This is a genomic window from Methyloversatilis sp. (assembly GCF_030696805.1).
In the GTDB taxonomy this organism is placed as follows: Bacteria; Pseudomonadota; Gammaproteobacteria; order Burkholderiales; family Rhodocyclaceae; genus Methyloversatilis.
The window spans coordinates 170,176-195,126 of the sequence record NZ_JAUYRO010000053.1 but is presented as its reverse complement, the minus strand read 5'-3'; the positions used below and the strand labels follow the sequence as shown (position 1 = coordinate 195,126).

At 65.5% G+C, this 24,951-nt stretch carries 25 protein-coding genes and 1 tRNA gene; 11 read left to right on the top strand and 15 right to left on the bottom strand.

Translation table 11 applies throughout. The annotated features are described in order from the left end of the window. Window positions 1-122: 122 nt before the first annotated feature. Window positions 123-212 (bottom strand) — tRNA-Ser (locus Q8R75_RS10185). A 150-nt stretch (window positions 213-362) separates the two neighbouring features. Between Q8R75_RS10185 and Q8R75_RS10180 the strand changes: the two genes are divergently transcribed. Next, window positions 363-1,052, top strand: coding sequence for a Bax inhibitor-1/YccA family protein (locus tag Q8R75_RS10180; RefSeq protein ID WP_305613568.1), 690 nt, complete (start codon window positions 363-365; stop codon window positions 1,050-1,052). A gap of 70 nt (window positions 1,053-1,122) precedes the next feature. On the opposite strand, the gene rlmD is transcribed toward Q8R75_RS10180, so the two are convergent. Continuing rightward, window positions 1,123-2,442, bottom strand: a complete 1,320-nt coding sequence (rlmD, locus tag Q8R75_RS10175; protein WP_305613569.1) for a 23S rRNA (uracil(1939)-C(5))-methyltransferase RlmD — start codon at window positions 2,440-2,442, stop codon at window positions 1,123-1,125. 84 nt (window positions 2,443-2,526) lie between these two features. Here rlmD and Q8R75_RS10170 point away from each other — a divergent pair, with 84 nt between their 5' ends. The 3 genes from Q8R75_RS10170 to Q8R75_RS10160 all read left to right on the top strand — a co-directional run bounded on the left by Q8R75_RS10170 (window position 2,527) and on the right by Q8R75_RS10160 (window position 4,581). Then, on the top strand, window positions 2,527-3,654 hold the full coding sequence (locus tag Q8R75_RS10170) for a cupin domain-containing protein (RefSeq protein WP_305613570.1): 1,128 nt from the start codon (window positions 2,527-2,529) through the stop codon (window positions 3,652-3,654). Beyond that, window positions 3,647-4,135, top strand: a complete 489-nt coding sequence (locus tag Q8R75_RS10165) for a hypothetical protein (protein ID WP_305613571.1) — start codon at window positions 3,647-3,649, stop codon at window positions 4,133-4,135. The genes Q8R75_RS10170 and Q8R75_RS10165 overlap by 8 nt, the downstream gene beginning before the upstream one ends. A gap of 125 nt (window positions 4,136-4,260) precedes the next feature. Beyond that, window positions 4,261-4,581: a hypothetical protein gene (locus Q8R75_RS10160; RefSeq protein WP_305613572.1), complete on the top strand. Its 321-nt coding sequence runs from the start codon at window positions 4,261-4,263 to the stop codon at window positions 4,579-4,581. A 140-nt stretch (window positions 4,582-4,721) separates the two neighbouring features. On the opposite strand, the gene ccmI is transcribed toward Q8R75_RS10160, so the two are convergent. From ccmI to ccmA, 9 genes are all read right to left on the bottom strand, one after another. Further along, entirely contained in the window at window positions 4,722-5,573 is an 852-nt protein-coding gene (gene ccmI, locus Q8R75_RS10155; RefSeq protein WP_305613573.1) for a c-type cytochrome biogenesis protein CcmI, read from the bottom strand. After that, the gene (locus Q8R75_RS10150; RefSeq protein WP_305613574.1) at window positions 5,570-6,043 is read right to left on the bottom strand and encodes a cytochrome c-type biogenesis protein; all 474 of its coding nucleotides are present in this window, start codon (window positions 6,041-6,043) and stop codon (window positions 5,570-5,572) included. Before Q8R75_RS10150 ends, ccmI begins: the two co-directional genes overlap by 4 nt. 1 nt (window position 6,044) lies before the next feature. After that, entirely contained in the window at window positions 6,045-6,572 is a 528-nt protein-coding gene (locus Q8R75_RS10145; protein WP_305613575.1) for a DsbE family thiol:disulfide interchange protein, read from the bottom strand. Beyond that, window positions 6,569-8,584 carry a heme lyase CcmF/NrfE family subunit gene (locus Q8R75_RS10140; RefSeq protein WP_305613576.1) on the bottom strand — a complete coding sequence of 672 codons (2,016 nt, stop codon included), beginning with the start codon at window positions 8,582-8,584 and terminating at the stop codon, window positions 6,569-6,571. Before Q8R75_RS10140 ends, Q8R75_RS10145 begins: the two co-directional genes overlap by 4 nt. A gap of 51 nt (window positions 8,585-8,635) precedes the next feature. Next, window positions 8,636-9,082 (bottom strand): cytochrome c maturation protein CcmE, encoded by a 447-nt coding sequence (ccmE, locus tag Q8R75_RS10135; RefSeq protein WP_305613577.1) that lies wholly within the window; start codon window positions 9,080-9,082, stop codon window positions 8,636-8,638. Next, window positions 9,079-9,276: a heme exporter protein CcmD gene (ccmD, locus tag Q8R75_RS10130; protein WP_305613578.1), complete on the bottom strand. Its 198-nt coding sequence runs from the start codon at window positions 9,274-9,276 to the stop codon at window positions 9,079-9,081. Before ccmD ends, ccmE begins: the two co-directional genes overlap by 4 nt. Further along, window positions 9,273-10,067 (bottom strand): heme ABC transporter permease CcmC, encoded by a 795-nt coding sequence (gene ccmC, locus Q8R75_RS10125; RefSeq protein WP_305613579.1) that lies wholly within the window; start codon window positions 10,065-10,067, stop codon window positions 9,273-9,275. The genes ccmD and ccmC overlap by 4 nt, the downstream gene beginning before the upstream one ends. A gap of 173 nt (window positions 10,068-10,240) precedes the next feature. Next, window positions 10,241-10,909: a heme exporter protein CcmB gene (gene ccmB, locus Q8R75_RS10120; protein ID WP_069039838.1), complete on the bottom strand. Its 669-nt coding sequence runs from the start codon at window positions 10,907-10,909 to the stop codon at window positions 10,241-10,243. After that, entirely contained in the window at window positions 10,903-11,553 is a 651-nt protein-coding gene (ccmA, locus tag Q8R75_RS10115; protein WP_305613580.1) for a cytochrome c biogenesis heme-transporting ATPase CcmA, read from the bottom strand. The genes ccmB and ccmA overlap by 7 nt, the downstream gene beginning before the upstream one ends. 534 nt (window positions 11,554-12,087) lie before the next feature. On the opposite strand from ccmA, the gene Q8R75_RS10110 reads away from it, so the two are divergent. From Q8R75_RS10110 to Q8R75_RS10090, 5 genes are all read left to right on the top strand, one after another. Further along, window positions 12,088-13,515: a sensor histidine kinase gene (locus Q8R75_RS10110; RefSeq protein ID WP_305663647.1), complete on the top strand. Its 1,428-nt coding sequence runs from the start codon at window positions 12,088-12,090 to the stop codon at window positions 13,513-13,515. Then, on the top strand, window positions 13,512-14,924 hold the full coding sequence (locus Q8R75_RS10105) for a sigma-54 dependent transcriptional regulator (protein WP_305613582.1): 1,413 nt from the start codon (window positions 13,512-13,514) through the stop codon (window positions 14,922-14,924). The genes Q8R75_RS10110 and Q8R75_RS10105 overlap by 4 nt, the downstream gene beginning before the upstream one ends. Window positions 14,925-15,052: 128 nt before the next feature. Next, on the top strand, window positions 15,053-16,225 hold the full coding sequence (locus Q8R75_RS10100; RefSeq protein ID WP_305663646.1) for a PAS domain-containing sensor histidine kinase: 1,173 nt from the start codon (window positions 15,053-15,055) through the stop codon (window positions 16,223-16,225). Further along, the gene (locus Q8R75_RS10095; RefSeq protein WP_305613584.1) at window positions 16,222-16,884 is read left to right on the top strand and encodes a response regulator transcription factor; all 663 of its coding nucleotides are present in this window, start codon (window positions 16,222-16,224) and stop codon (window positions 16,882-16,884) included. Before Q8R75_RS10100 ends, Q8R75_RS10095 begins: the two co-directional genes overlap by 4 nt. A 283-nt stretch (window positions 16,885-17,167) precedes the next feature. Next, a complete protein-coding gene (locus Q8R75_RS10090; protein ID WP_305625993.1) occupies window positions 17,168-17,932 on the top strand; it encodes a TIGR01458 family HAD-type hydrolase in 765 nt (254 codons plus the stop codon). A gap of 31 nt (window positions 17,933-17,963) precedes the next feature. On the opposite strand, the gene Q8R75_RS10085 is transcribed toward Q8R75_RS10090, so the two are convergent. The 4 genes from Q8R75_RS10085 to Q8R75_RS10070 form a co-directional block, all read right to left on the bottom strand. Continuing rightward, on the bottom strand, window positions 17,964-19,328 hold the full coding sequence (locus Q8R75_RS10085) for a replication-associated recombination protein A (protein ID WP_305612894.1): 1,365 nt from the start codon (window positions 19,326-19,328) through the stop codon (window positions 17,964-17,966). 15 nt (window positions 19,329-19,343) lie between these two features. After that, window positions 19,344-19,979 carry an outer membrane lipoprotein chaperone LolA gene (lolA, locus tag Q8R75_RS10080; protein ID WP_305612892.1) on the bottom strand — a complete coding sequence of 212 codons (636 nt, stop codon included), beginning with the start codon at window positions 19,977-19,979 and terminating at the stop codon, window positions 19,344-19,346. Window positions 19,980-19,981: 2 nt separating this feature from the next. Then, window positions 19,982-22,210, bottom strand: coding sequence for a DNA translocase FtsK (locus Q8R75_RS10075; protein ID WP_305612899.1), 2,229 nt, complete (start codon window positions 22,208-22,210; stop codon window positions 19,982-19,984). Window positions 22,211-22,353: 143 nt separating this feature from the next. Beyond that, complete coding sequence (locus tag Q8R75_RS10070; protein ID WP_257079929.1) at window positions 22,354-22,977, bottom strand: cyclic nucleotide-binding domain-containing protein; 624 nt, start codon at window positions 22,975-22,977, stop codon at window positions 22,354-22,356. Between the two features lie 415 nt (window positions 22,978-23,392). On the opposite strand from Q8R75_RS10070, the gene trxB reads away from it, so the two are divergent. Both trxB and Q8R75_RS10060 read left to right on the top strand, forming a co-directional pair. After that, entirely contained in the window at window positions 23,393-24,349 is a 957-nt protein-coding gene (gene trxB / locus Q8R75_RS10065) for a thioredoxin-disulfide reductase (protein ID WP_305612889.1), read from the top strand. 22 nt (window positions 24,350-24,371) lie between these two features. Then, window positions 24,372-24,950, top strand: a complete 579-nt coding sequence (locus Q8R75_RS10060; protein ID WP_305612888.1) for a Smr/MutS family protein — start codon at window positions 24,372-24,374, stop codon at window positions 24,948-24,950. The last annotated feature ends 1 nt before the right edge of the window (window position 24,951 follow it).

Here is a 24,951-nt window from a genome sequence, read left to right as displayed (position 1 = left end):
CTGGTCGATGCGTCAGATATGGGCGCTTTCGCCAGCGGTATCCGTCGCCCGACCACTTTCCGAACACCTTCACCCTGGCGTCTGCGAGGCGTATGTGTTTGTGCTGCAAGCAAAATAATTACTGGCGGAAGCGGTGAGATTCGAACTCACGGAAGGCTTTCACCTTCGCCGGTTTTCAAGACCGGTGCATTCAACCGCTCTGCCACGCTTCCGCTGCACTGCTTGCGATGAATATCGAGGTGTCAGACAGCGCGACACCACGGTTTCATTCGGGGCCGGATATTAACACGCGTCCAATGCGTTGAAACTTAACGACCTGTGCGATAGTCTTTAGTGTGTTAATCATCCTTCGGGGTCACGCCATGCAACCGCAATTCCAGACCATCCAGACTGCCGGCACCGCAAGCGCCGGGCAGAACCGCGTACTGCGCAACACCTACATGATGCTGGCCGCGTCGATGGTACCGACACTGCTCGGCGCCGTCGTGGGCATCCAGATGAACTTCTCGTTCATGGCGGGTAGCCCGATCCTGTCGCTCGTTCTGTTCCTCGGCGTCGCATGGGGCTTCATGTGGGCGATCGAGAAGAACAAGAACAGCGGCCTAGGCGTCGCGCTGCTGCTTGGCTTCACCTTCTTCATGGGTCTGATGCTGAGCCGCATCCTGCAGGTCGCGCTGGGCTTCTCGAACGGCGGATCGCTGATCGCGATGGCCGCGGGCGGCACGGCGGTCACCTTCTTCACGCTGGCGTCGATCGCCAGCACGACGAAGCGCGACTTCTCGAACATGGGCAGCTTCCTGATGGTCGGCATGATCGTGCTGCTGCTCGCCATCGTTGCCAACATCTTCCTGAAGATGCCGGTGCTGTCGCTGGCGATCTCGGGCGGCATCGTGATGATCTCGGCGGCCTGGATGTTGTACGACGTGCAGCGCATCGTGCGCGGCGGCGAAACCAACTATGTGTCGGCGTCGCTGTCGGTTTATCTGAACCTGTACAACATGTTCGTCAGCCTGCTGCACCTGCTGATGGCCCTGACCGGCCAGCGCGACTGAACCCGGCAGTACGGAATGAAGAAGGCGGCTTCGGCCGCCTTCTTCATTTCTGCCATCGCCGACGACCGGGTCAGCGCTCGATCAGCGCGATCGACTCGACGTGCGAGGTCTGCGGGAACATGTTGGCGATCCCCGCGCCGCGGAAGCGATAACCCTTTTCGTTGACCAGCACCGCCACATCGCGCGCCAGCGTGGCCGCGCTGCACGACACGTACACGATGCGTTGCAGTGCCCCTGCGGCATCTGCCCGGGGCAGCGCCTTGACCAGATCGAAGGCGCCTTCACGCGGCGGATCGATCACCATCTTGTCGAAGTGGCCGAGCTCCGCAAGGCTCTCGGGTGTCGCCTTGAACAGGTTTGCGACACGAAAACTCGCGCGCGATGCCAGACCGTTCGCCTCGGCATTGCGCGCGGCGCGCTGCACCAGCGCATCGGCGCCTTCCACACCGACCACGTCGGCGCCGAGCGCCGCAATCGGCAGCGAAAAATTGCCCAGGCCGCAGAACATGTCGGCGATGCGCTCGCCCGGCTGGGGCGCCAGCATCGACATCGCGCGGCGCAGCAGCGAGCGGTTCATGCCGTGATTGACCTGCGTGAATTCGGACGGCGCAAAGGCCAGACGCACGCCGAAATCCGGCAGTTCGTACGCCAGCTCCGGCATCGGCAACGGCCAGAACGGTGCCAGCGTGTCGGGGCCGCCCGGCTGGACATAGATGGACATCCGCTGCGTGTCGGAAAACGCGCGCAGCGCAGCTTCGTCTTCCGCCGACAACGGCGCAAGCACTCGAAACACCAGAACGGTCATCTGCTGCGCACCCTCGCCGCCGATCGCCACCTCGACCTGCGGCACGCGATCACAGATCGAAAACCCGTTTATCAGCTCGCGCAGCGGCAACAGCAATGCCGACATGTGCGGCGGCAGCACCTCGCACGACGACATGTTCGTCACATGGCTCGACTTGCGTTCGCGAAAACCCACCAGCACGCCGCCCTTGCGCGACACGTGACGCACCGACAGGCGTGCCCGGTAACGGTAACCCCAGCCGGGGCCGATCAGGGGCGTGAACACCGTCTCGGGCTTCACGCGGCCGATATGCCAGAGCGCATCTTCCAGCACGCGCTGCTTGACCGACGCCTGCGCGGAGACGTCAAGGTGCTGCATGCTGCAGCCGCCGCAGGTACCGAAGTAACGGCAGCGCGGCTGCACGCGCTGCGGGCTGTGCTTGAGGATGCGGCTGATCTGCGCCAGCTCGTACGACGGCTTGCGGACATAGGGCGAAAAATCGATCAGTTCGCCTGTCAGCGCGCCATCCACGAAGATCACCTTGCCTTCGAAGTGCGTGACGCCACGACCTTCGTGGTCCATCGATTCGATACGGACGACCGGCATCGTTCAACCTTGCATGATTCTGGGGGGACGCGGATTTTACCCGCTGCGCGCGCGCTTTCCGGTGCATCGGAGATAATCCGCGCCATGGACAAGACACTGCTCGGCGGGCTGAGCCCGCGTACCTTCCTGCGTGACCACTGGCAGAAGAAGCCGCTGCTGGTGCGCGGCGCCATCCCCGGCTTCGACGGGCTGCTCAGCCGCGACGCGCTGTTCGATCTGGCGCGTGACGAAGACGTGGAATCGCGCTTCATCGCACACGACACCAGCGGCTGGCAACTCGAACGCGGCCCGCTGCCTAAGCACCTGCTGAAGCGGCCGAAGGCGCAGCCCTGGACGGTGCTGGTGCAGGGCCTGAACCTCGTGCTGCCGCAGGCCGATGCCCTGATGCGCCGTTTCGCCTTCATTCCTTATGCGCGGCTCGACGACGTCATGGTGAGTTATGCCACCGATGGCGGCGGCGTCGGTCCGCATTTCGATTCCTACGACGTGTTCCTGCTGCAGGGGAGCGGCCGGCGCCGCTGGCAGATCAGCGCGCAGCAGGATCTGACGCTGGTCGATGGCGCACCGCTGCGCATCCTGCGCGACTTCGTGCCCGAGCAGGAGTGGCTGCTCGAACCCGGTGATCTGCTCTACCTGCCGCCGCACTACGCGCACAACGGTGTCGCAGACGGCGAATGCACCACGTATTCGATCGGCTTCCGCGCCCCGTCGGCGCATGAACTTGGCACGGCCTTCCTCGACCACCTGCGCGACCGGCTGTGCCTCGATGGCATGTATGCCGACCCGGATCTCGCGTTGCAGGACGACCCGGCCAGACTGCCGACAGCGATGATCGATCGCGTCGCCGACATGCTTGGCGCCATCCGCTGGTCGCGCAGCGACGTCGAACAGTTCCTCGGCAGCTATCTGTCCGAGCCGAAGCAGCACGTGTTCTTCGATCCGCCGGAAGACACGCTGAGTCTGAAGCGCTTCGCACAGAAAGTCGCGAAGCACGGTGTGCGTCTCGACACCCGCACACAGCTGCTGCGCAGCGGCCGCCATGTGTGGATCAACGGTGAGGCGGTCGATGTGCCTCCCGGTAGCGGCGACGCGCTCACCGCGCTTGCCCGCGATCGCGCGCTGGTCGCGGTACCCGATCATTCCGGCACGCTGGCGCTGCTGCACGACTGGTATGGCGACGGCTTTTTGCACCCGGGGGCGCGCGGTGTCTGACGACGCCGAGCCGCTGCGCTTCACCGACCGGGCGGGCTATCAGGCCGCGGTGGTGCAGTTGCTCGACCGCAGCCGGCTCGGCCTCGACATTTTCGACGTCGATCTGGTGGACACCGCTCTCGCGAGCTCGCCCCGCGTGGCGCAGCTGTCCGACGCGCTGACGCGCGACCCGGCGATGACCGTGCGCATCGTGCTGCACGACGTCGATGCGCTGCAGCATCGCATGCCGAGACTCTGGAATTTGTGCGCTGCGCAATCTCATCGGATGCATATCCGGCAGACCCCGCGCACCCTGCGACACCTGACCGAAACCTTCATGCTCAGCACTAACGGCCCCCTGTTGATTCGCACGCACAGCATGCATTTCCGCGGCAAGCTGCTGGTCGGCGACGTGCTGGAAAACGCCGGTTACAAGCAGCGCTTCGGCGAATTGTGGGAGGCCTGTTCATGTTGCATCAGCACAACAAAGTTCGGCCTGTAAGGTCATGTTTCCCGCACGCTTCCTTGATACATGACGCCCGTGCTACTATTTTGGGCTGATCGATGCTGCACGTTCGATCTTGTCAGACAGAATTTTTGTTGTCGCCATCAGCCAAGGAAATCAAAATGAAACAGTCCCTCCTCGCCGCCGCTCTGCTTGCCCTGACCCTCGCCGCCTGCTCGAAGCCGGAAGAAGCACCGGCACCGGTTGCCGAACCCGCTCCGGCTGCTGCCCCGGCTGACGCTGCTGCTGCTGCTGATGCCGCCGCACCGGCCGCCGCCGCAGCTGATGCTGCTGCTGCCACCGCAACCGATGCCGCCGCTACCGCGACCGACGCTGCTGCCACCGCAACCGACGCCGCTGGCGAAGCTGCCAAGGCTGCCGGCGAAGCCGTTGATGCCGCTGCCGACGCTGCCAAGGCTGCTGCTGAAGAAATGAAGAAGTAATTCTTCACTGCATGATGAAAAAGGCCGGCGTGATGCCGGCTTTTTTTCGTCTGTCGTCTATCCGCAGCCAACCGCGCGGTCCTTGTCTGATAACGCGGGACGCTCGAGGACGGACGCCAATTGTCAGTTCGATTGTCTTTTCAGTTCGCCGGCGTCTCCGCCGCATCCTGCAGGCTTTCTGTCAGCGGCTGGATCAGCGGTGAGTCTGGCGGCAGCAGCTTCAGCAGTCGCTCCCAGTGCTTGCGTGCGCCCGCCTTGTCGCCGCGCTGCATCGCCGCACTGCCGGCCAGCGCCAACGCCTTCGGATGATCCGGATCGATTTCCAGCGCCTTTGCCAGCATGGCTTCCGGCTCGCCTGACAGCTGTCGTCCCTTGCTCATCGCGAGCACATCGGCGTAGTCGGTCCACACTTGGGCGTCACCGCTGACGATCTTCACCAGATTCGCATATGCCGCAGTCGCCTCGTCGAAGCGCTGCATTGCGCTGTACGAGCGCGCCAGCATCTGCCAGCCATCGGCGTTGTCTGGCTCGCTCTTCATGCGTTCCGCGAGTTGATCGACCATCGCTTTGATGCGCTCCGGGGTGATTTCTTCCTGGCCCATGGCCTGCTGCTCGCTCGGACTGCTGCGCGGCGCATCCACGGCTTCCGGGTTGCCGAGGGCCAGATAGACCGGCACGGCGAACGCGGGCACCGCAAGGGCCGACACGATGGCCACCCAGCGGCCGGAACGGCGTACCGACGTCGGCGCAGCACCGGCTTCATCGAGCACCCGACGCTCCAGTTCCGCGCATGAAATGCGGTATTGCGCATCGTCGATCAGGCCGGCCGCCAGATCGCGGTCGAGTTCGGCGAGGGCATCACGGTGGATGGCCAGCGTAAGCGCACGCTGAGCTTCGGGGACTGCGCCGGCACGACCGCGCAGCAAAGGGGCAAGCACGAAGGCAAGCGCCAGGGCGAGCATCAGCCCGGCGCCGATCAAGAACTGCGTCAAACCTGTTTCTCCTCGCCGGCCAGCAACGCGCGAGCGCGTTGTTGTTCATCGGCACTCAATGTATTGGCAGCCGCCGCCTGAACCGTGCGACGGCGCAAACGACGGGCAAGCAGCAGCACGACCACCAGCAGCAGCACGAATGGCCCGGCCCACAGCAGCACCGTGGTGGCCTTCAGCGGTGGGCGGTAGAGCACGAAGTCGCCATAGCGCTCGACCATGTAGTCGAGAATCTCGCGATCAGTGCGTCCGGCGGCGATCTGCTCGCGCACCTGCTTCTTCAGGTCCATCGCCAGATCAGCGTGCGAATCGGCGATGTTCTGATTCTGGCAGACGAGGCAACGCAGTTCTTCGCCGAGATGCTGCACGCGGGCCTCGACCGCCGGATCATCGGCCAGTGTCGGCGCCTGATCGGCGTGCGCAGGCAGCAGCGCGCAGATCGACAGCGCGATCAGCAGGAACAGGTGGCGCATGTCAGGAGGCCTCGAGTTGCCGGATGCGCGGCAGGATATCGTCGCGCAGCAGCGCAGGCGTCAGCGGGCCGGTGTGCTTGTGGCGGATCACGCCCTGGCGGTCGATGATGAAGGTTTCCGGCGTGCCGTACACACCGAAGTCAATCGCGATGCGGCCGTCGCGGTCATGCGCCGACAGCAGGTAGGGGTCGCCGTAATCGGCCAGCCACTTCAGGCCCGCGTCGCGTTCATCCTTGTAGTGCAGACCGATCATCGCGACGGCGCCGGTCTTCGCGAGCTCGACCAGCAGCGGATGCTCCTGCCGGCACGACACGCACCACGAAGCCCACACATTCATCAGCCAAACCTTGCCCTTCATGTCGGCCGGCGAGAAAGTCTTGTCCGGCGCACCCAACTGGGCGACGCTGAACGCTGGCACTGCGCGGCCGATCAACGGGCTGGGCACCTCGCGCGGATTCAGGAACAGGCCGGCAAACAGGAAACCGGCGAGCACGACGAACAGGCCGAGCGGCCAAAGATAGCGACTCATGCGTGCTGTTCCTGCGCCGGCCCGGGTTTCACCGCCGTTGCAGGCGCTTCGGCGGGCTGCTGCCCGTCACGTTGCGCGAGCTTGCGGTAGCGACGGTCAGCCGCTGCGAGCGAACCGCCAAGGGCCATGATGAGCGCGCCGACCCAGATCCAGTTGATGAAGGGTTTGTAGAAGATGCGCACGATCCAGGCGCTGCCATCCGGCAGCGGCTCGCCCATCGACACGTAGATGTCGCGGGTGATGCCCGAATCGATCGCCGCTTCGGTCATCGGCATCTGCGACACGCGGTACATGCGCTTTTCCGGATACATCATCGCAACCGGTCGGCCGTCGCGCGTCATTTCGATGCGTCCGCGTGCGGCGTCGTAATTCGGCCCTTCGTGCGCAAATGCGCCATCGAAACGGAAGGTGTAGCCGGCCAGCGTCGCCGTCTGCCCGGGCGCCATCTTCAGGTCGATGTTCTGTTCGAAACCCTTGACCAGCGTGATCCCGACGATGGTAACCGCGATGCCAAGATGGGCGAACCACATGCCCCACCAGCCGCCGGGCAGTGCCCGGGCGCGGGCGAACCAGTTGCCGTCACCGGTGCGACCGCGCAGCCGCTCGACCAGATGCTGCACGCTGGTCGCGACGATCCACACCACGATGAAAGTACCCAGACCGAGCATCGGTGAAAAACCGCCCGACATGACCATCATGATGACCGTGCTGACCACACTGACCGCGAAGGCCCAACGCAGGCGGGTCACCAGGCTTGGTGCGCCGTCCTTCTTCCAGCGCACGAACGGCCCGATCGCCATCAGGAAGGCGACCGGTGTCATCAGCGGCACGAATACCGCGTCGAAGTACGGCGCGCCCACTGAAATCTTGCCCATGCCCAGCGCGTCGAGAAACAGCGGGTACAGCGTACCGAGCAGCACTGCCGACGTGGCCACTGCCAGCAGCACGTTGTTGCCGAGCAGCGCGGTTTCGCGCGAAATGAACGCAAAGCCGCCGCCCAGACCGACCGACGGCGCACGGATCGCAAACAGCAGCAGCGACGTACCGATGACGAACACCAGCAGCGCGAGGATGAATACGCCTCGTTCCGGGTCGGTCGCGAACGCGTGCACCGAGGTCAGCACGCCCGAGCGCACGAGGAAGGTGCCGAGCAGCGACAGCGAAAAAGCCGAGATCGCCAGCAGCACGGTCCAGCTCTTGAAGGCGCCGCGCTTTTCGGTCACCGCCAGCGAATGGATGAGCGCCGTGCCGACCAGCCAGGGCATGAAGGACGCGTTTTCGACCGGGTCCCAGAACCACCAGCCGCCCCAGCCCAGTTCGTAATACGCCCAATAGCTGCCGAGCGCGATGCCCAGCGTAAGGAACACCCAGGCGACCGTAGTCCATGGCCTCGACCAGCGCGCCCAGGCCGCGTCGAGCCGGCCGCCGATCAGCGCCGCGATCGCGAAGGCGAAGGCGACCGAAAAGCCGACATAGCCCATGTAGAGCATCGGCGGGTGGAAAATCATCCCCGGATCCTGCAGCAGCGGATTCAGGTCGCGACCATCGACCGCGGCAGGCAGCAACCGGTCGAACGGGTTCGAGCTGCCCAGCATGAAGGCGAGAAAGCCGACCGTGATCAAGCCGAGCACTGCCAGCACGCGCGCGACCATGTCCGGCGGCAGGCGGCGCGAGAACACGCTTACCGCCAGCGCCCACCCCGCCAGCATGAACACCCACAGCAGCAGCGAGCCTTCGTGGCTGCCCCACGAGGCGGCAATGCGGTATTCCAGCGGCAACGTCGAATTCGAGTTGGTCGCGACGTTCAGCACGGAAAAGTCATTCAGGATGAAGGACTGGATCAGGCACACGAAAGCAAACGTGACGAACACGAAAACGCCCTGGGTCAGCGGGCGCGCCGCCGACATCAGCCGGGCGTCGCCTCGGTGCGCGCCGATCAGCGGCAGGATGCCCAGAAGCAGCGACAGCGCCAGCGCGATGGACAGCGAAAAATTACCTAATTCGGGATACATGCGTACTCAACCCCTGAAACCGGGCACGCCAGGGCGCGCCGATGTTGAACTTCACTGGACGACCGTGCCCTGCGCCTTCTTCGCCTGTTCGAGCGCGTGTGCCGCTTCAGGCGGCATGTAGTTCTCATCGTGTTTTGCCAGCACTTCGCTGGCGGCGAACACACCGCCGTCGTTCAACTTGCCCTGCGCCACCACGCCCTTGCCCTCCTTGAACAGGTCGGGCAACGCGCCGCTGTAAGTGACCGGAATCTTGTGCGCCGTGTCCGTCACCACGAACTTGACCGACGTGCCGTCGTCGCCGCGTTGCAGGCTGCCCTCCTCCACCATGCCACCGATGCGGAAGGTGCGGCCCTGCGGCGCTTCGCGCGCCGCCACCTGGCTCGGCGTGAAGAAGAAAACCATGTTGTCCTCGAATGCGGTCAGCACCAGCGTGGCCGCGCCGGCCAGCGCGATCACGCCGACAGCGATCAGGGCAAAGCGCTTTTGACGCGGTTTCATGCGCGCCCCCGCCGTTCGGCATCAATGCGTTCGATGGCCACGTCGCGAGCCGCGCCAGCGCGCGCTGCGCGCATGCGGCGCGCGACCAGCACCAGTTCGGCGGCGACCAGCAGCGCGGTCACCGCGTACGAGCCCCACACGAAGAATCCGTAACCGCCCATCGCCCAGAAGTGGTTGGCGCTTTCCCAATTCATGCCTTGCTGCCTCCTGCTGTTGCATTGCCGAGTTGGCGAACCCAGTCGGTGTGCCGCTCGCGTTCAATCATGATGGCGCGCACGCGCACCAGCGCGACACCTATCGTGTAAGCCCACGCCGCCAGCGCCATCAGCAGCATGCCGGTGAGCATGGTGCTGGCCATCGACGGTGACTGCGTCAGGCTTACAGACGCCCCCTGATGCAAGGTGTTCCACCACTTCACCGAAAAATAGATGATCGGCACGTTGATCGCGCCAACGATGGCGATCAGCGCACCGGCGCGATCCGCCCGGCGCGGGTCGTCAATGGCCGCCTGCAGCGCCATGTAGCCGCAGTACAGGAAGAACAGGATGAGTTCCGACGTGAGTCGCGCGTCCCACACCCAGTAGGTGCCCCAGGTCGGCTTGCCCCACAGCGCACCGGTCCACAACGCGATGAAGGCCCACAGCGCGCCGGTCGGCGCCAGCGCGCTCGACATCATGAAAGACAGCCGGGTGTTGAAGATGAGCCCGACCGCGCACCAGAAGGCCATCACAAGATAGATCACCATCGACATCCACGCAGCCGGTACGTGGATGAAGATGATGCGGTAGCTGTCGCCCTGCGTGGCGTCGGTCGGCGCGATGAAGAAGCCGGTGTAGAGACCGGCGATCGTCAGCCCGATCGCGATGATCCAGGTCGGCCACAGCAGCTTGCCGGCGAGCGGGAAGAAGGTTTGCGGACTGGCGTAGTAAAAAAGGCTGAAGCCGGACGACGGTGCGCGCGTGGCAGTAAGCGGTGAGTCAGACATCAGCGGTTTCGGGTTGATCCGGGTTCAGGTTGGCCGGTGGGGTGACCGGGGTGTGGCAGGGAATGGCGGTCGTACGTTGCAGGCCCGGTCACCTCTGAAAGCGACCGCCTGCCACATCAGCGGCCGACAGTTTAACCGACTCGCTGCTTTGGCCCGAATGCGGCAAAAACAGTTCAATCCTGAGCGATCCGCAGCGCGGTAGCGCTGGCCAGCGGGCACACCGCCAGTGCGACCAGCAGCACCGCCGACAGCAGCGCCAGATGCGACTGTATGCCCAGCCCGGCACGCCAGGCATCGAGCGCGCCGGCGCCGAAGATCAGCACCGGCACGTAAAGCGGCAGCACCAGCAGCGCGATCAGCGCACCGCCACCACGCAGGCCCAGCGTCAGCGAGGCGCCGACTGCGCCGAGCAGAGACAGCGACGGCGTACCGACCAGCAGCGTAGCGCAGACGATCAGGGTTTCGTCGGCTGACAGGTTGAACTGCAGCCCGATCAGCGGCGCAATCACGACCAGCGGCAGGCCGGTCAGCAGCCAGTAGGCGCACACCTTGCCCAGCACGATGACGGGCAGCGGCTCGACCGACAGCAGCATCTGTTCCAGCGTGCCGTCGGCTTCGTCCGATTCGAACAGCCGGCTGACCGACAGCAGTGTGGCCAGCAGCGCGGCGACCCACATGACGCCGGCCGCAATGTGGCTCAGTTGCTCAGGTTCCGGCCCTACACCCAACGGAAACAGGCTGGTCACCAGCAGGAAGAAGCCGAGCGCAGTCAGCACGTCGGAGCGTCGTCGCCAGGCCAGCAGCAGGTCGCGGCGCACCACCGACACGAACAGGCTCAGCATGCGTACTCGTCCAGATTGAATGTCTGCCGGCGCTCGGCATCGATGTCCACCGGCTGATGCGTGGTGTAGATCAGCGCGCCACCACGTCGCAGATGCGCCGCCATCGCTGCAGCGAGCACCGCGACGGCGCGCACGTCGAGCGCGGTGAAGGGTTCGTCGAGTATCCACAGCGCACTGCGCGTATCGGCCAGCAGGCGCGCCAGCGCCACGCGCCGGCGTTGACCCTGCGACAGGCTGCGCGCCGGCACATCGAGACGCGCGGCCAGTCCGATGTCTGCCAGCGCCTCGAGCAGCACCGTGTCGGCGATGCGCTCGCCGGCGATGGCGGCACTCGCATGCAGGTTCTCAAGCGGCGTGAAATCGTCCTTCACGCCGTTGCGGTGACCCAGGTACAGCATGCCGCCGCGCCAATCGTCGCGCACCGACCGGGCGGGCTGGCCACGCCAGCGCACCTCGCCCGATTCCGGTTCGGACAGGCCGCAAAGAATGCGCAGCAGGCTGGTCTTGCCGCTGCCGTTGGCACCCGCGACATGCACCAGTTCGCCTTCGCCGACCGTCAGGTCGAGCCCGGCGAACAGCCGCGCGCGACCACGCATGCAGGTCAGGGCGCGGGTTTCGAGCAGCGGGGCGGAAGATTCAGACATTGACGGTTCGGACAGCAGGAACGGAGCGGTGACGGATGGGCAGCCGTGAATTATCCGTTAAAGCGCTGCGCGAAGGTCTGGTGATGTGAGCGGGCCGGGTTGCCGGCATCGCGTCGCGGCCCGGAGGGCGACAAGGCAACTCGCGAGAACACGTAAAAGGCAACGACAAACAAAGAAAAACGGCTCGCGAAGGAGTCGCGAGCCGCACAAAAGAACCGGTTCAGTCCGCTGGCAAACCGGCCTCCCCATTGCCCCCCTGCCACCGGCCACCGTCCGAGGAGCCGTCGGGCGGTGGCCACAGAGCTGGCACGGAAGTTCTAGCAGGGGATGTGCCAGTTAAATAAAATATCTCAAGTCTTTGATTTCATTATGCTCGCCCATCCGGCCCCGGCTTTCACATCCAGCAGACGTTGCACAATGCATCGCCTCGGGCTATTCATGCCAGCCCGATGGACGCAAACCCGCATGAAACTGACCGATGCGCCGTTCGCATTACCGTTGAAATCCGCAACGCAACGTTTCAATATGCAATTGATGAAACTGTTGCCCCGATCGCTGCACGGCAAGATCCTGCTCGGCTACATCGTGCTCGGCGGCCTGTTCGTGCTGCTGGTGTTCGCCGCACTCGAACAGGTGCGCGACCTGCTGTCTCACGTCGACGACGAATACAAGGTCACGCGCATGCACGATGTGGTGCGCGAGGCGCGCCGGCTTGAAAAGAATTACCTGCTGTTCCGCAAGCCATCGGAACTGAAGGCGGCGGTGAGCAAGGCGGAAGAGGCGCTGACGCTGATCGGGCGCGACCGCCCGCTGATGCAGCGCGCCGCACCCGGCTTTGCGCTCGACGAACTGGAGCAGTCGCTGTCTGACTGGCGCGACCTGCTGGACGACCGCCTGCAGCGCCGCATCAAGCCGACCGACCCGATTTCGCCGCTGGAAGAGCGCATGGAGGCGGTTGGCAAACAGGTGTTCGACAGCAGTGAGCGCCTGTCCGACCAGGCGCGCGAAGCCATGCGCAGCGCGCTGACCGGTCAGGAATCGCGGCTGTACGTGATCATGTTCGCCGCCATCGTGCTGGTTCTGGGCATCGGCCAACTGGTGACCCGACGCGTCGTGGTGCCGCTGCGCGAGGTCGAAAGCGATCTCGCGCGGGTCGGTACCGGCAATCTGGCGCGCCTCACGCCGCGCGATCACGATGACGAGATCGCGGCGCTGGTCGACGCCTTCAACCGTGCGCTCGGCGACCTTGAAGAACGCCAGCTCGCCGTGCTGCGCACCGCGCGGCTGGCCTCGCTGGGCACCATGCTGTCCGGCGTGGCACACGAGCTGAACAACCCGCTGTCCAATATTTCGCTCAACGCCCAGCTGCTGCTCGAAGAACCCGAGCGGGGCGACGCCACCCCGCTCAATGCGTTTGTCGAACAGATCGACGATCAGGTGCAGCGCGCCCAGCGCATCGTGCGCACGCTGCTGGCCTTCGCGCGCGACAGCCACTTCGCGCTGGTCCGCCAGCCGCTGCGCCCACTGGTCGAGGAAACCATCGCGCTGCTGCGCGCCGAACAGCCGGACGCGGGCGACGCCGTCACGCTGCACATCGATCCGGCGCTGGAAATCCACGCCGACGGCCAGCGCATCCAGCAGGCGCTGCTCAATCTGATCCGCAATGCCCTTGAAGCCTGTGACGAAACTGCAACCACGCCGCACATCGTGGTCAGCGGCACGCAGCGCGACGGCGGCACGGCGATCGACGTGTGCGACAACGGCCCCGGCATTGCGCCGGGCAATCTGCAGCGCGTGTTCGACCCTTTCTTCACGACCAAACCGGTCGGCAAGGGCTCCGGACTCGGGCTGTTCGTGGTGCATGAAATCGCAGCCGAACACGGCGGTCGGGTCAGCATCGCTCGCGAACCGGACGGCGGCGCCTGCGTCACGGTCTGGATACCGGCGGAGGAAACATCATGAGTGGAGCACGCGTACTGCTGGTCGATGACGAGGCAGTTGCCCGCGAAGGGCTGGCCACTGCCCTGCGGCGCGACGGCTTCGATGTCACCACCGCCGACAACGGCGACAGTGCGCTGGCGCTGCTGCGCGCGCGTGATTTCGAGGTGATGCTGACCGACCTGCGCATGCCCGGCATGGACGGCCTTGATCTGTTGCGCCGCGCGCGCGAGGCCTGGCCCGACATGGAGGTGCTCGTGGTGACCGGCTTTGCGACCACCGAATCGGCGGTCGAGGCCATGCGCACCGGCGCCTTCTATTACATCTCCAAGCCATTCCGGCTGGGCGAGGTGCGCAAGCTGGTGCGCGAGGCGGCCGACAAGGCGCAGCTGCGCGCCGAAAACCACCGTCTGCGCCAATTGGTCGAGCAGGCCGCCGAAGAACGCATCATCACGCGCGACGGCGGCATGCGCGCCATTCTCGACATTGCGCGCGGCGTGGCGCCGACCGACTGCAATGTGCTCATCGTCGGCGAGACCGGCACCGGCAAGGAGTTGCTGGCGCGCCACCTGCACGCGCACAGCCGACGTGCCGGCGGGCCTTTCGTGGCGGTCAATTGCGGCGCGCTCACCGAAGACCTGCTGGCCAACGAACTGTTCGGTCACGAAAAGGGCGCCTACACAGGCGCCCAGCAATCGCGCGGCGGTCTGGTCGAGGCGGCACAGAGCGGCACGCTGTTTCTCGATGAAGTGACCGAAATGTCGGCGGCGATGCAGGTCAAGCTGCTGCGCCTGCTGCAGGAGCGGGAATACATGCGGGTCGGCGGTACCGAGCCGGTGCGTGCCGATGTGCGCTTTCTCGCGGCCACCAATCGCGAACCGCGCAGCGCGGTCGAAGCAGGCACCTTCCGGCAGGACATCTATTTCCGGCTCAATGTGGTCACGCTGCAGTTGCCGCCGCTGCGCGCCCGGCGCGAAGACATTCCGCTGCTGGCTCAGCAGTTCCTTCGCCGCGCCGCACTGGCGATGGGCAAGCCGGTGACGGCCATCGCGCCATCGGCGATGCAGAAGCTGTGCGCCTACGACTACCCGGGCAATGTGCGCGAGCTTGAAAACCTGATTGAGCGCGGCGTGGCACTGGCCAGCGGCAGCATGCTGGGCGAGGCGGACCTGCCGGCCGGATTTGCCGCGTCGGTGGTTCATCGCGACGCGGGCAGCCGCGCGGGCGGCGAAATCCGAACGCTGGAAAGCGTCGAGCGCTCGCACATCCTCGACGTGCTGGCCGAAGTCGGCGGCAACCGCGCCATGGCAGCGCGCCTGCTCGGCATCGACCGCGTGTCGCTGTGGCGCAAGCTGCGTCGCTATGAAGAACTGGGGCTGATCGAAGCCGGCGACGTCGACGGCGCACTGCGGGTGCGCGACGCGCCTGCCTGATTGCACCAGATCGGTGCTCGCACCGTCTGCGTGCATCGGCCGATCGCAGGCAAACCCGCGCCGGTGCATGAAAGGCGACCGGTGCACCGTTTGGCACGCTTGATGCAGGACTGGCGCATCGCTTCGACGTGCGCACCGTGTTCGCCAACCTCCACCACCTGTCGCATCACGCTGCATGGCGGCACCAGCTTGAAATGTTGCTGGAATCGGCCGGCGAGGGCATCTATGGCATCGACCAGCGGGGCCGCTGCATTTTCATCAATCGCGCCGGTGCCGAGTTGATCGGCTTCGACGCCGACGAAGTGCTCGGTCGCAACATGCACTACCTGATCCATCACGCGCATTCCGACGGCCGCTGTTACGAAGTCGAGGACTGCCCGATCTTCCGCGCCTTCCAGGAAGGGCGCGGCGTGCGGGTCGAATCCGAAGTGCTGTGGCGGCGCGACGGCAGTGCCTTTCCAGCCGAGTACACGTCCTACCCGATCCGCGACGCCGGCCAGATCGTCGGCGCCGTGGTCACCTTTGCCGACATCAGCGAACGCAAGCAGGCCGAGGCGGTGCTGCGCGCCAACCATGCCGAACTGGAACGACGCGTGTCGGAGCGCACCGCCGCACTGTCGCAGGCCAATGAGCGGCTGCAGCAGTCGCACGGCGCGCTGCAGCGGCTGTCGGCCCATCTGCAGCAGGTGCGCGAGGACGAGCGCGCCCACATCGCACGCGAAATCCACGACGAACTGGGGGCCTCGCTGACCGCGCTGCAGTTCGACCTGAACTGGCTGCGCGCCAAGGTGGCGCGCGACGACACGCTTGAGCGCAAATTCGACGACATGGTGGGCGTCACCCAGCAGGCGCTGGGTGCGGTGCGGCGCATCCTGACCGACCTGCGGCCCGGCGTGCTCGACCACCTCGGTCTGTGGGCGGCGATCGAATGGCAGCTGCAGGAAATGCAGGCGCGCAGCGGCGTGCGCTGCACGCTGAATGTGCATGACGCCGGGCCGGAGCGCCGGCTCGGACGCAGCGCCGAAGTGGCGGTATATCGCGTGGTGCAGGAAGTGCTGACCAATATCGCGCGCCATGCCGGCGCCACCGAAGTGCAGGTGGACGTGACCAGCACCGCCAGCCGCATCGAGCTGCAGATCCGCGACAACGGTCGCGGCATGCAGGTGCCGGCACAGCCCACCTCGTTCGGCCTGCTCGGCATGTACGAACGCACCCGCGTGCTGGGCGGCGAATTGCAGATCGACAGCGCACCGGGCGCCGGCACGACGGTCACGCTGCGCGTACCGGATTCGACCCGATGAATTCCTTTACGGACGCTACCCGCCCCACGCGCGTCGTCATCGTTGACGATCATCTGATGTTGCGCCGGGGCATCGCGCAGATCCTCGGTGAAAACCCGGCCATCGCCGTCGTCGGCGAAGCGGCTGGCGGCCCGGACCTGATGCGCCTGTTGCGCACCGACGGCGCCGACGTGGTGCTGCTCGACATCGCGCTCAATGACCGGGATGGCTTCGATGTGCTGAAGCAGCTGCGCAGCGAATTCCCGCAGGTCGCGGTGCTGATGCTGTCCACTTATCCCGAGTCACAGTTCGGCGTGCGCGCGCTCAAGAGCGGCGCTGCGGGCTACCTGAACAAGGGCTGTTCGACCGAACAGCTGTTCGACGCCATCGCCCGCGTCGCGCGCGGCGGCCTGTTCGTGACACCCGAACTGGCCGAGCGGCTGGCCTTCGGCGTACGCAGCGAAACCCCCGCCAGCCCTCTCGACAGCCTGTCGAACCGCGAAATGCAGGTGCTCAAGCTGCTTGCCAGCGGCCACAGCGTGGGGGACATCGCACGCGAACTGTCGCTGTCGGCCAACACCATCAGCACCTATCGGGCACGGTTGTTCGAAAAACTCGACATCAAGAACCCGGTCGAACTGGTGAGCTTCGCCGCCCGCCATCAACTGGTGACGCTGTGATCTTTTGCGCCTGACCGGCAGGCAAGGGACACTTGCCGAGGCGCTGTGGGACGGCTGCCGTGGGTGCGGTGCTGTGGGATGTCCCTGTGGGAGTTGTCCCTGTGGGAGTTGTCCCTGTGGGAGCGGCGGCCTCGCCGCGATACGCACGCTGCACAACGATGGTCGCGGCGAGGCCGCCGCTCCAACAGTGGGGGGTGCTGCTTCAGGGGCCACTCCATGGCAGGCCGCAGCCCGGGGCTGTTCGCCTGCGCCCGCCAGCACTGACTCATCCGGGAGACCTGCCATGCCAATGCCCGCCCACCCCAAGGCCCTGCTGATCGATCTGGCGGGCGTGCTGCATGTCGGCGACCAGGTCATTCCCGGTTCGATCGAAGCGCTCGCCCGGCTGAATGCCGCCGGTCTGCCGCTGCTCTTCCTGACCAACACGACGCGCACGCCGCTGCGCACGCTGGTCGCGAAGATGAATGCTCTCGGCTTCGCCATGCAGGAGGACGAACTGCTGACCGCACCGGGCGCCACGCTGAATCTGGTGCGTTCGCGCGGGCTGCATCCGCACTGGGTGGTGCATCCCGACCTGCGCAGCGAAGTCGGGCCGAATGCCGCAGAGCCCGACGCTGTCGTGCTGGGCGATGCCGGCCCCTGCTTCGACTATGCACTGCTGAACACCGCCTTCCGCCTGATCCAGCGCGGCCTGCCCTTCATCGCCATGGCGCGCAATCGCACTTTCAAGGAAGAAGACGGCCTGTCGCTCGACATGGGCGCCTTCGTTGCCGCACTCGAATACAGCACCGGCGTGACGCCGGAAATCGCTGGCAAACCTGCGGCGCCCTTCTTCCAGGCCGCGCTCGACCGCCTGGGGGTGGCGGCCGCCGACGCCATCATGGTCGGCGACGACCTGCGCGACGACATCGGCGGTGCGCAGGCGCTGGGCATCGCCGGCGTGCTGGTGCGCACCGGCAAGTATTCACCCGCTGACGAAAGTCACCCGGACATCCGCCCGGATGCCACCCACGACGATTTCGCCCGCCTCGTCGCGTGCCTTTCGTAGGAGCGGACCCTGTCCGCGGTGCATGCGTCGATCAATCGCCCCGCGCCTTGCGGTCCCGCTCGCGCAGTGCGGCCAGTTTTTCGGCGATCTTCGCTTCCATGCCGCGATCGGTCGGCTGGTACCACTGCGGCTCGGGCATCCCGTCGGGCAGGTAGCGCTCACCCGCCGCGTAGCCGTCCTGCTCGCTGTGCGCGTAGCGGTACTCGGCGCCAAAGCCCATGCTTTTCATCATTTTCGTCGGCGCGTTGCGCAGGTGCAGCGGCACCGGGCGCGAACCGTCTTCGGCGACGAAGCGGCGGGCCGCGTTGTAGGCCATGTAGACCGCGTTCGACTTGGCGGCGCAGGCGAGAAAAATGACCGCTTGGGCAAGTGCGAGCTCGCCTTCGGGCGAACCGAGCCGCTCGTAGGTCTGGCAAGCCTGCAGCGACAGTTCCAGCCCGCGCGGGTCGGCCAGACCGATGTCCTCGACCGCCATGCGCACGATGCGCCGGCCCAGGTAGAGCGGATCGGCGCCACCGTCAAGCATGCGCACGAACCAGTACAGCGCGGCATCTGGGTTGGAGCCACGCACCGACTTGTGCAGCGCTGAAATCTGGTCGTAGAAGGCGTCGCCACCCTTGTCGAAGCGGCGCAGATTGCGCGACAGCGTGCTGTCGACGAACGCTGCAGTGACCGGATCGACTTTGGCGGTGCGCGCAGCGGTGTCGAGTTGTTCCAGAAGATTCAGCAACTTGCGGGCATCACCATCGGCAAAGCCGATCAACCGGGCGCGTGCGTCGTCGTCGAAAGCCAGCCCGTTCAGGGCGCCGGTGCGGGCGCGCTCGAACAACGCCTGCAATTCGTCTTCGTTCAGGCTCTGCAATACGTACACGGCGGCGCGCGACAGCAGCGCGGAGTTGACCTCGAAACTCGGGTTCTCGGTCGTTGCCCCGATGAAGGTGACGGTGCCCGATTCGACATACGGCAGGAAGGCGTCCTGCTGCGCCTTGTTGAAGCGATGCACCTCATCGACGAACAGGATGGTGCGACGACCAGTGCTGGCCGCGACTGTTTCGGCGCGCTGCATGGCTTCTCGGATGTCCTTCACGCCGGCGAACACCGCCGACAGCGCGGTGAACTCGGCGTCGAAGGCGGTCGCCATCAGGCGCGCCAGCGTGGTCTTGCCGACCCCCGGCGGGCCCCACAGGATCATCGAGTGCGGAATGCCGGATTCGAAGGCGAGGCGCAGCGGCTTGCCCGGCCCGAGCAGGTGCTGCTGACCGATCACCTCGTCCGGCGTGCGCGGGCGCAGCAATTCGGCCAGCGGCGCGTGGGCCGAACTTTTCGCTTCGCCCTGCGCAGCACCTGCGCGCGCGGGCGGCACCGGTTCGTCCGGCGTGCCGAAGAGGTCAGCCATGCGCCGGGGCCAGATTCACTTCTTCGCGTCGTCGCCGATCACGTCGGCGCCGGCGGGTGGTGTGAAGCGGAACTGTGCTTCATCGAGCTTCGGGTTGCGTTCGAAGCTGTTGAAACGCAGCAAGGTGGTCTGACCGAAGCTGTCGCGCAGCACCATGCCGCGTAGCATGCCGTCGGAGAAGCCGATGCGTACCGACTCGAAACCACCCTCGGCTGCATTGGGTTTGGCATCCACCCAAGTCAGCCCGTCCTCGACACCGCCTTCGCGTAATTCGAAATTGCGTTCGAGCTCGTTGCGACCGGCCAGCAGCGCAGCCGGCGTCGATGCCAGCGCATCGCCCAGCGTCTTCACCGTGACCTGGTTCAGGTCGCGGTCATGCACCCACAGTTTTTCGCCGTCGCCGACCAGCAACTGGTAGTAGGGCTTGTCGTAGGTCCAGCGGAACTTGCCCGGGCGCGAAAACGCCATCGTGCCGCTCGCTTCCTGCGGCTTGCGACCGGACTTAGCGCTCACCCGCTGCTCGAAGCTCGCGCGGCCCGACTGGGTCGATTCGATGAACGACCGCATTTGCTCGATGCCGCTGGCGGCCGAAGCCGGCAGCGCCAGCAGACACAAAGCGCCAACAACGGATGCCAGCCATGGATGCACCATGATCATTCCTCCCGCACCGGCGCAAGCACTTCGCGACCGCCGGTGGCATTCATGGGTGACACGAGCCCGGACTTCTCCATCTGCTCGATCAGGCGCGCGGCGCGGTTGTAGCCGATGCGCAGGTGACGCTGCACCAGCGAAATCGACGGCCGGCGCGTCTTGACGACCACTTCGACCGCCTGATCGTACAAAGGGTCCGCTTCGCCGCCGGCAGCACCACCCGCACCTTCGAGCTGCAGTTCGCCACCGTCGTCGTCGGTGGCGCCGGTCAGCAGGCCTTCGATGTAATCCGGCGCGCCGGTGCTCTTCAGGTGATTGACCACCTTGTGCACCTCGCCGTCGGCGACAAAGGCGCCATGCACGCGCGTCGGCAGCCCGGTACCGGGCGCGAGGTAGAGCATGTCGCCCTGGCCGAGCAGCGCCTCGGCACCCATCTGGTCGAGGATGGTGCGCGAGTCGATCTTGCTCGACACCTGGAACGCGATGCGGGTCGGGATATTCGCCTTGATCAGGCCGGTGATCACATCGACGCTCGGCCGCTGCGTCGCCAGTATCAGGTGAATGCCGGCCGCACGCGCCTTCTGCGCCAGCCGGGCGATCAGCTCTTCGATTTTCTTGCCGGCCACCATCATCAGGTCGGCCAGTTCGTCGATGACAACCACGATCATCGGCATGGTCTGCAGCGGTTCGGGCGTGTCCGGCGTGATCGAGAACGGATTGTTGAGCGGCACACCGGCCTTTTCGGCTTCCAGCAGGCGGGCGTTGAAGCCGGCCAGATTGCGCACACCAAGCGTCGACATCAGCTTGTAGCGGCGGTCCATCTCACCGACGCACCAGTTGAGTGCATTTGCGGCATGGCGCATGTCGGTCACCACTGGCGCCAGCAGATGCGGAATGCCTTCGTAGACCGACAGTTCCAGCATCTTCGGGTCGATCATGATGAGCCGGATGCGACTCGGATCGGCCTTGTACAGCAGCGACAGGATCATCGCATTGATCGCGACCGACTTGCCCGAGCCGGTCGTACCGGCGACCAGCACATGCGGCATGCGCGCCAGATCCGCCACCACGGGCAGGCCGCCGATGTCCTTCCCGAGCGCCATCGTGAGCGGGCTGGCCATGTCGTGGTAGGCGACGGAACCGAGGATTTCCGACAGACGCACGATCTGCCGGCGTGCGTTGGGGATTTCCAGCCCCATGCAGCTCTTGCCCGGAATCGTTTCGACCACCCGGATGCTGGTGACCGACAGCGCACGCGCCAGATCCTTCACCAGGCCGACGATCTGGCTGCCCTTGACGCCGGTGGCCGGCTCGATTTCATAGCGCGTGACGACCGGGCCCGGATAGGCGGCCAGCACCTTCACCTCGACATTGAAGTCGGCCAGCTTGCGTTCGATCTGGCGCGAAATGAGTTCCAGCGTTTCCGGACTGGGCGGTTCGATGTCCGGCTTCGCTTCGTCGAGCAGGGCGAGCGGCGGCAGCGATCCGGGCAGGTTGGCGAACAGCGTCTGCTGGCGCTCCTGATTGACCCGTTCCGACTGCTGCACCTCGACTTCGGGCACTTCGATGCGGATCGGTTCGCGCCTGCGCGACGGCTTGCGCCGCTCGGCCTCGACCACCGCTTCGCGCTGCTCGGCCACCTGCTGGCCGAGCCGGCGGTCGCGCCAGGTGGTGAAGGCACGCATGCTGCCGAACCACACGCGTTCCATCGTCCTGCCGACCGCCTCGGCCGCGCCCAGCCAGGTGACACCGGTCATGCCGCTCAGACCGACGCCGAGCGACACCAGCAGCAGCAGCGTGCCGCCGGTGAAGCCGAAGCCGCTGCTCAGCAGTTGCCCGAGTTCGTTGCCCAGCATGCCGCCCGGTCCGACCGGCAGATCGGCCGACAGGCTGTGGAAGCGCACCGCTTCGAGCGCGCTGCTCGACAGCAGCACCAGCAGGAAGCCGCCCAGCGCGACGTAAAGCGGGCGGCGATCGAGCCGGCGCTCGCTCGCGCGTGACAACCAGACGCAGCCGCCGATCAGCAGGGCCACCCACCACCAGGCCGACAGCCCGAACAGGAACAGCGCCAGATCGGCCAGCCAAGCACCGAAACGACCGGCCGGGTTGGACAGGACTTCAGTTGCGGCGGCATGCGACCAGCCGGGGTCGGCGCGGTCGTAACCGCCCAGTGCCATGACAAGGTAGAGCGCCGCGGCGGCAAGGACCAGCCAGCGGGCCTCGTGCAGCACGGCAGCGATGCGTTCGGGAAGAGGAAGTTGCTGAGCGTCTTTCGCCACAGGGGAGATGGCGCGGGGCCGGGGTGAAAACAAGCCCGATTATAAGACGCGGGCCGCATCAGCGGCCCGAGTCGGACAACGGCAACCTGCAGACGTCAAACGGTTTCGAGCCGCTCGCGCAGGTGAATCTTGCCATTCGCCTCTTCGATCAGGCCCTGCAGGTGCAGGTCCTTCATGACGCGCGATACCATTTCGCGCGAGGCGCCGATCATCTTGGCGATGTCCTGCTTGGAAATCTTGCGGTTCACGACCTTCTGGCCATCCACCTCGTCGGCCATTTCGAGCAGCAGGCGTGCAACACGACCATAGACGTCCATCAGCGCAAGGCTTTCGATCTTGCGATCGGCAGTGCGCAGCCGGGCCACCAGATTGCGCATGATGAACATCGACACGTCGAAGTTCTCCTGCAGCACGCGCTTGAAGTCGCTCTTGGCAATGACGATCAGGTCGCTCGGCACCACCGATACCACGGTGGCCGAACGCGGATTGTCGTCCAGCACGCCCATTTCGCCGAACAACTCGCCCGGGCCGAGCATCGACAGGATGACCTCGCGGCCCTCCTCGTCGCTCACCAGCACCTTGAGGCTGCCGGACAGGATGAGATAGACAAAATCCGTCTTGTCACCGGCGCGGACCACAATGGAACCGCGCGGCACGCGCCGCATGTTGGATACCTTGGCGACCGGGTCGAGTGAGCTGTCGGGCAACCCGCTGAACATCGAAAACGTGCGCAAAGCCGTAACTGAAACGGGGTGAGCCGTTACCATCTCAAGACCTCCTGATGCGAGCATGCCTGACAGGAACAGGCTGCGCCGCTTTGAATGGATCGTCGCGCCTGTGGTCATTCTCCGGGCAACTGCGTCGTCGCCGGAGGTGGGGTTGAGCCACAAACACTGATGCGGCCCTGATTATAGGGACTTTTCCACAGTGGAAACAAATTGCCCCAATATCTGTCTTGTTTATCGGGCGGATGACACAAGAACTTGAGAGCGTTTGTGCACAGGCGCGATCGCTATAATCCGTCGCTTCCGCTCTTCGCTGTTTCCGGCGCGCCCGGCTTCGCAGAGCGCCCGCGATTTCAGGCGCTGGCAGTTTTCAAGCTTCGTCGATCTTCCACCTCACCGGAATCAAGTCATGGCTTCACGGCACTCGCGTCTTCTCATCCTCGGCTCCGGCCCCGCCGGCTACACCGCTGCGGTCTATGCCGCGCGCGCCAATCTCAAACCCGTGCTGATCACCGGCATGGCCCAGGGCGGCCAGCTGATGACCACGACCGATGTCGACAACTGGCCGGCGGATGCCGAAGGCGTGCAGGGTCCGGACCTGATGGCGCGTTTCCAGCGCCACGCCGAACGCTTCGAAACCGAATTGCTGTTTGACCATATCCACACTGCCCACCTGACCGAAAAGCCGATCCGGCTGGTCGGCGACAACGGCGAATACACCTGCGACGCGCTGATCATTGCGACCGGCGCCAGCGCCAAGTATCTCGGCCTGCCGTCGGAAGAGACCTTCGCCGGCAGGGGCGTGTCGGCCTGCGCCACCTGCGACGGCTTCTTCTACCGCAACCAGGATGTCGCAGTCATCGGCGGCGGCAACACCGCGGTCGAAGAGGCGCTGTACCTGTCCAACATCGCGCGCCACGTGACCGTGGTGCACCGTCGCGACAAGTTCAAGTCCGAGAAAATCCTGCAGGACAAGCTGTTTGACAAGCAGAAGCAGGGCAAGGTGACGATCCGCTGGCACAGCACGCTGGACGAGGTGCTGGGCGACAAGACCGGCGTGACCGGCATGCGCGTCAAATCGACCCTCGACGGCACGACCGAAGACCTGCAGCTGTCCGGCGTATTCATCGCGATCGGCCACCAGCCGAATACCTCGCTGTTCGAGGGCCAGCTCGACATGGAAGGTGGTTACATCGTCACCAAGGCCGGGCGTCAGGGCGATTTCACGGCAACCAGCATCCCCGGCGTATTTGCCGCCGGCGACGTGCAGGACCACATTTACCGTCAGGCAGTCACCAGCGCCGGTACCGGCTGCATGGCCGCGCTCGATGCGGAGCGCTACCTCGACAGCCTTGGTCTGGCCTGAACCCCGGTGGACATGAAGCGCGATGTCGTCCAACAAAAGGCGGCGCCACCCGGCGCCGGCGCTGCCCGACGCTGAAGATATCGCGCTGTTCAGGCAGGCGGTGGAAGGCGTGCATCGTCTGCACACGGACCGCATCCTGCTCGAAACCCCGCCGCCGCGCGCCTGGCCCGTGCAGCGTGAAGCGGACGACCGGTCGGTGCTTGCCGAATCCATCCGCGGGCCGCTGTCGACCGATCTTCGTCTTGAAGGCGGCGAGGAGCCGTCGTTCCTGCGCGCCGGCCTGGGCAAGCACGTGCTGCGCGACCTGCGACGCGGCCGCTGGGTGTCTCAAGGACAGATCGACCTGCACGGCGCCACGCGAGATGCCGCGCACGATCTGGTGGTCGGTTTCATGCACGATGCGCATCGGCGCGGCCTGCGCTGCGTGCGGGTGATACACGGCAAGGGACTCGGTTCGCCCGGACGGGAACCGGTGCTGAAAGGATTGGTGCTGGGTTGGCTGATGCACCGCCAGGAAGTACTGGCCTTTTGTCAGGCCCGGCCGCACGAAGGCGGCGCGGGAGCCTTGATGGTGCTGCTCAAACCGATGTCCGGCCAGTAGT

What these genes read in the sequence shown, in the direction of transcription:
- ccmA (WP_305613580.1), bottom strand. Translation starts at nt 11,553, where the DNA reads ATGTCTGAATCTTCCGCCCCGCTGCTCGAAACCCGCGCCCTGACCTGC.
- lolA (WP_305612892.1), bottom strand. Translation starts at nt 19,979, where the DNA reads ATGGTGCATCCATGGCTGGCATCCGTTGTTGGCGCTTTGTGTCTGCTG.
- rlmD (WP_305613569.1), bottom strand. Translation starts at nt 2,442, where the DNA reads ATGCCGGTCGTCCGTATCGAATCGATGGACCACGAAGGTCGTGGCGTC.
- trxB (WP_305612889.1), top strand. Translation starts at nt 23,393, where the DNA reads ATGGCTTCACGGCACTCGCGTCTTCTCATCCTCGGCTCCGGCCCCGCC.
- Q8R75_RS10160 (WP_305613572.1), top strand. Translation starts at nt 4,261, where the DNA reads ATGAAACAGTCCCTCCTCGCCGCCGCTCTGCTTGCCCTGACCCTCGCC.
- Q8R75_RS10095 (WP_305613584.1), top strand. Translation starts at nt 16,222, where the DNA reads ATGAATTCCTTTACGGACGCTACCCGCCCCACGCGCGTCGTCATCGTT.
- Q8R75_RS10170 (WP_305613570.1), top strand. Translation starts at nt 2,527, where the DNA reads ATGGACAAGACACTGCTCGGCGGGCTGAGCCCGCGTACCTTCCTGCGT.
- Q8R75_RS10060 (WP_305612888.1), top strand. Translation starts at nt 24,372, where the DNA reads ATGTCGTCCAACAAAAGGCGGCGCCACCCGGCGCCGGCGCTGCCCGAC.
- Q8R75_RS10105 (WP_305613582.1), top strand. Translation starts at nt 13,512, where the DNA reads ATGAGTGGAGCACGCGTACTGCTGGTCGATGACGAGGCAGTTGCCCGC.
- Q8R75_RS10150 (WP_305613574.1), bottom strand. Translation starts at nt 6,043, where the DNA reads ATGCGCCACCTGTTCCTGCTGATCGCGCTGTCGATCTGCGCGCTGCTG.
- Q8R75_RS10110 (WP_305663647.1), top strand. Translation starts at nt 12,088, where the DNA reads ATGAAACTGTTGCCCCGATCGCTGCACGGCAAGATCCTGCTCGGCTAC.
- Q8R75_RS10140 (WP_305613576.1), bottom strand. Translation starts at nt 8,584, where the DNA reads ATGTATCCCGAATTAGGTAATTTTTCGCTGTCCATCGCGCTGGCGCTG.
- ccmC (WP_305613579.1), bottom strand. Translation starts at nt 10,067, where the DNA reads ATGTCTGACTCACCGCTTACTGCCACGCGCGCACCGTCGTCCGGCTTC.
- Q8R75_RS10090 (WP_305625993.1), top strand. Translation starts at nt 17,168, where the DNA reads ATGCCAATGCCCGCCCACCCCAAGGCCCTGCTGATCGATCTGGCGGGC.
- ccmB (WP_069039838.1), bottom strand. Translation starts at nt 10,909, where the DNA reads ATGCTGAGCCTGTTCGTGTCGGTGGTGCGCCGCGACCTGCTGCTGGCC.
- Q8R75_RS10180 (WP_305613568.1), top strand. Translation starts at nt 363, where the DNA reads ATGCAACCGCAATTCCAGACCATCCAGACTGCCGGCACCGCAAGCGCC.
- ccmE (WP_305613577.1), bottom strand. Translation starts at nt 9,082, where the DNA reads ATGAAACCGCGTCAAAAGCGCTTTGCCCTGATCGCTGTCGGCGTGATC.
- Q8R75_RS10070 (WP_257079929.1), bottom strand. Translation starts at nt 22,977, where the DNA reads ATGTTCAGCGGGTTGCCCGACAGCTCACTCGACCCGGTCGCCAAGGTA.
- Q8R75_RS10145 (WP_305613575.1), bottom strand. Translation starts at nt 6,572, where the DNA reads ATGAGTCGCTATCTTTGGCCGCTCGGCCTGTTCGTCGTGCTCGCCGGT.
- Q8R75_RS10085 (WP_305612894.1), bottom strand. Translation starts at nt 19,328, where the DNA reads ATGGCTGACCTCTTCGGCACGCCGGACGAACCGGTGCCGCCCGCGCGC.
- ccmD (WP_305613578.1), bottom strand. Translation starts at nt 9,276, where the DNA reads ATGAATTGGGAAAGCGCCAACCACTTCTGGGCGATGGGCGGTTACGGA.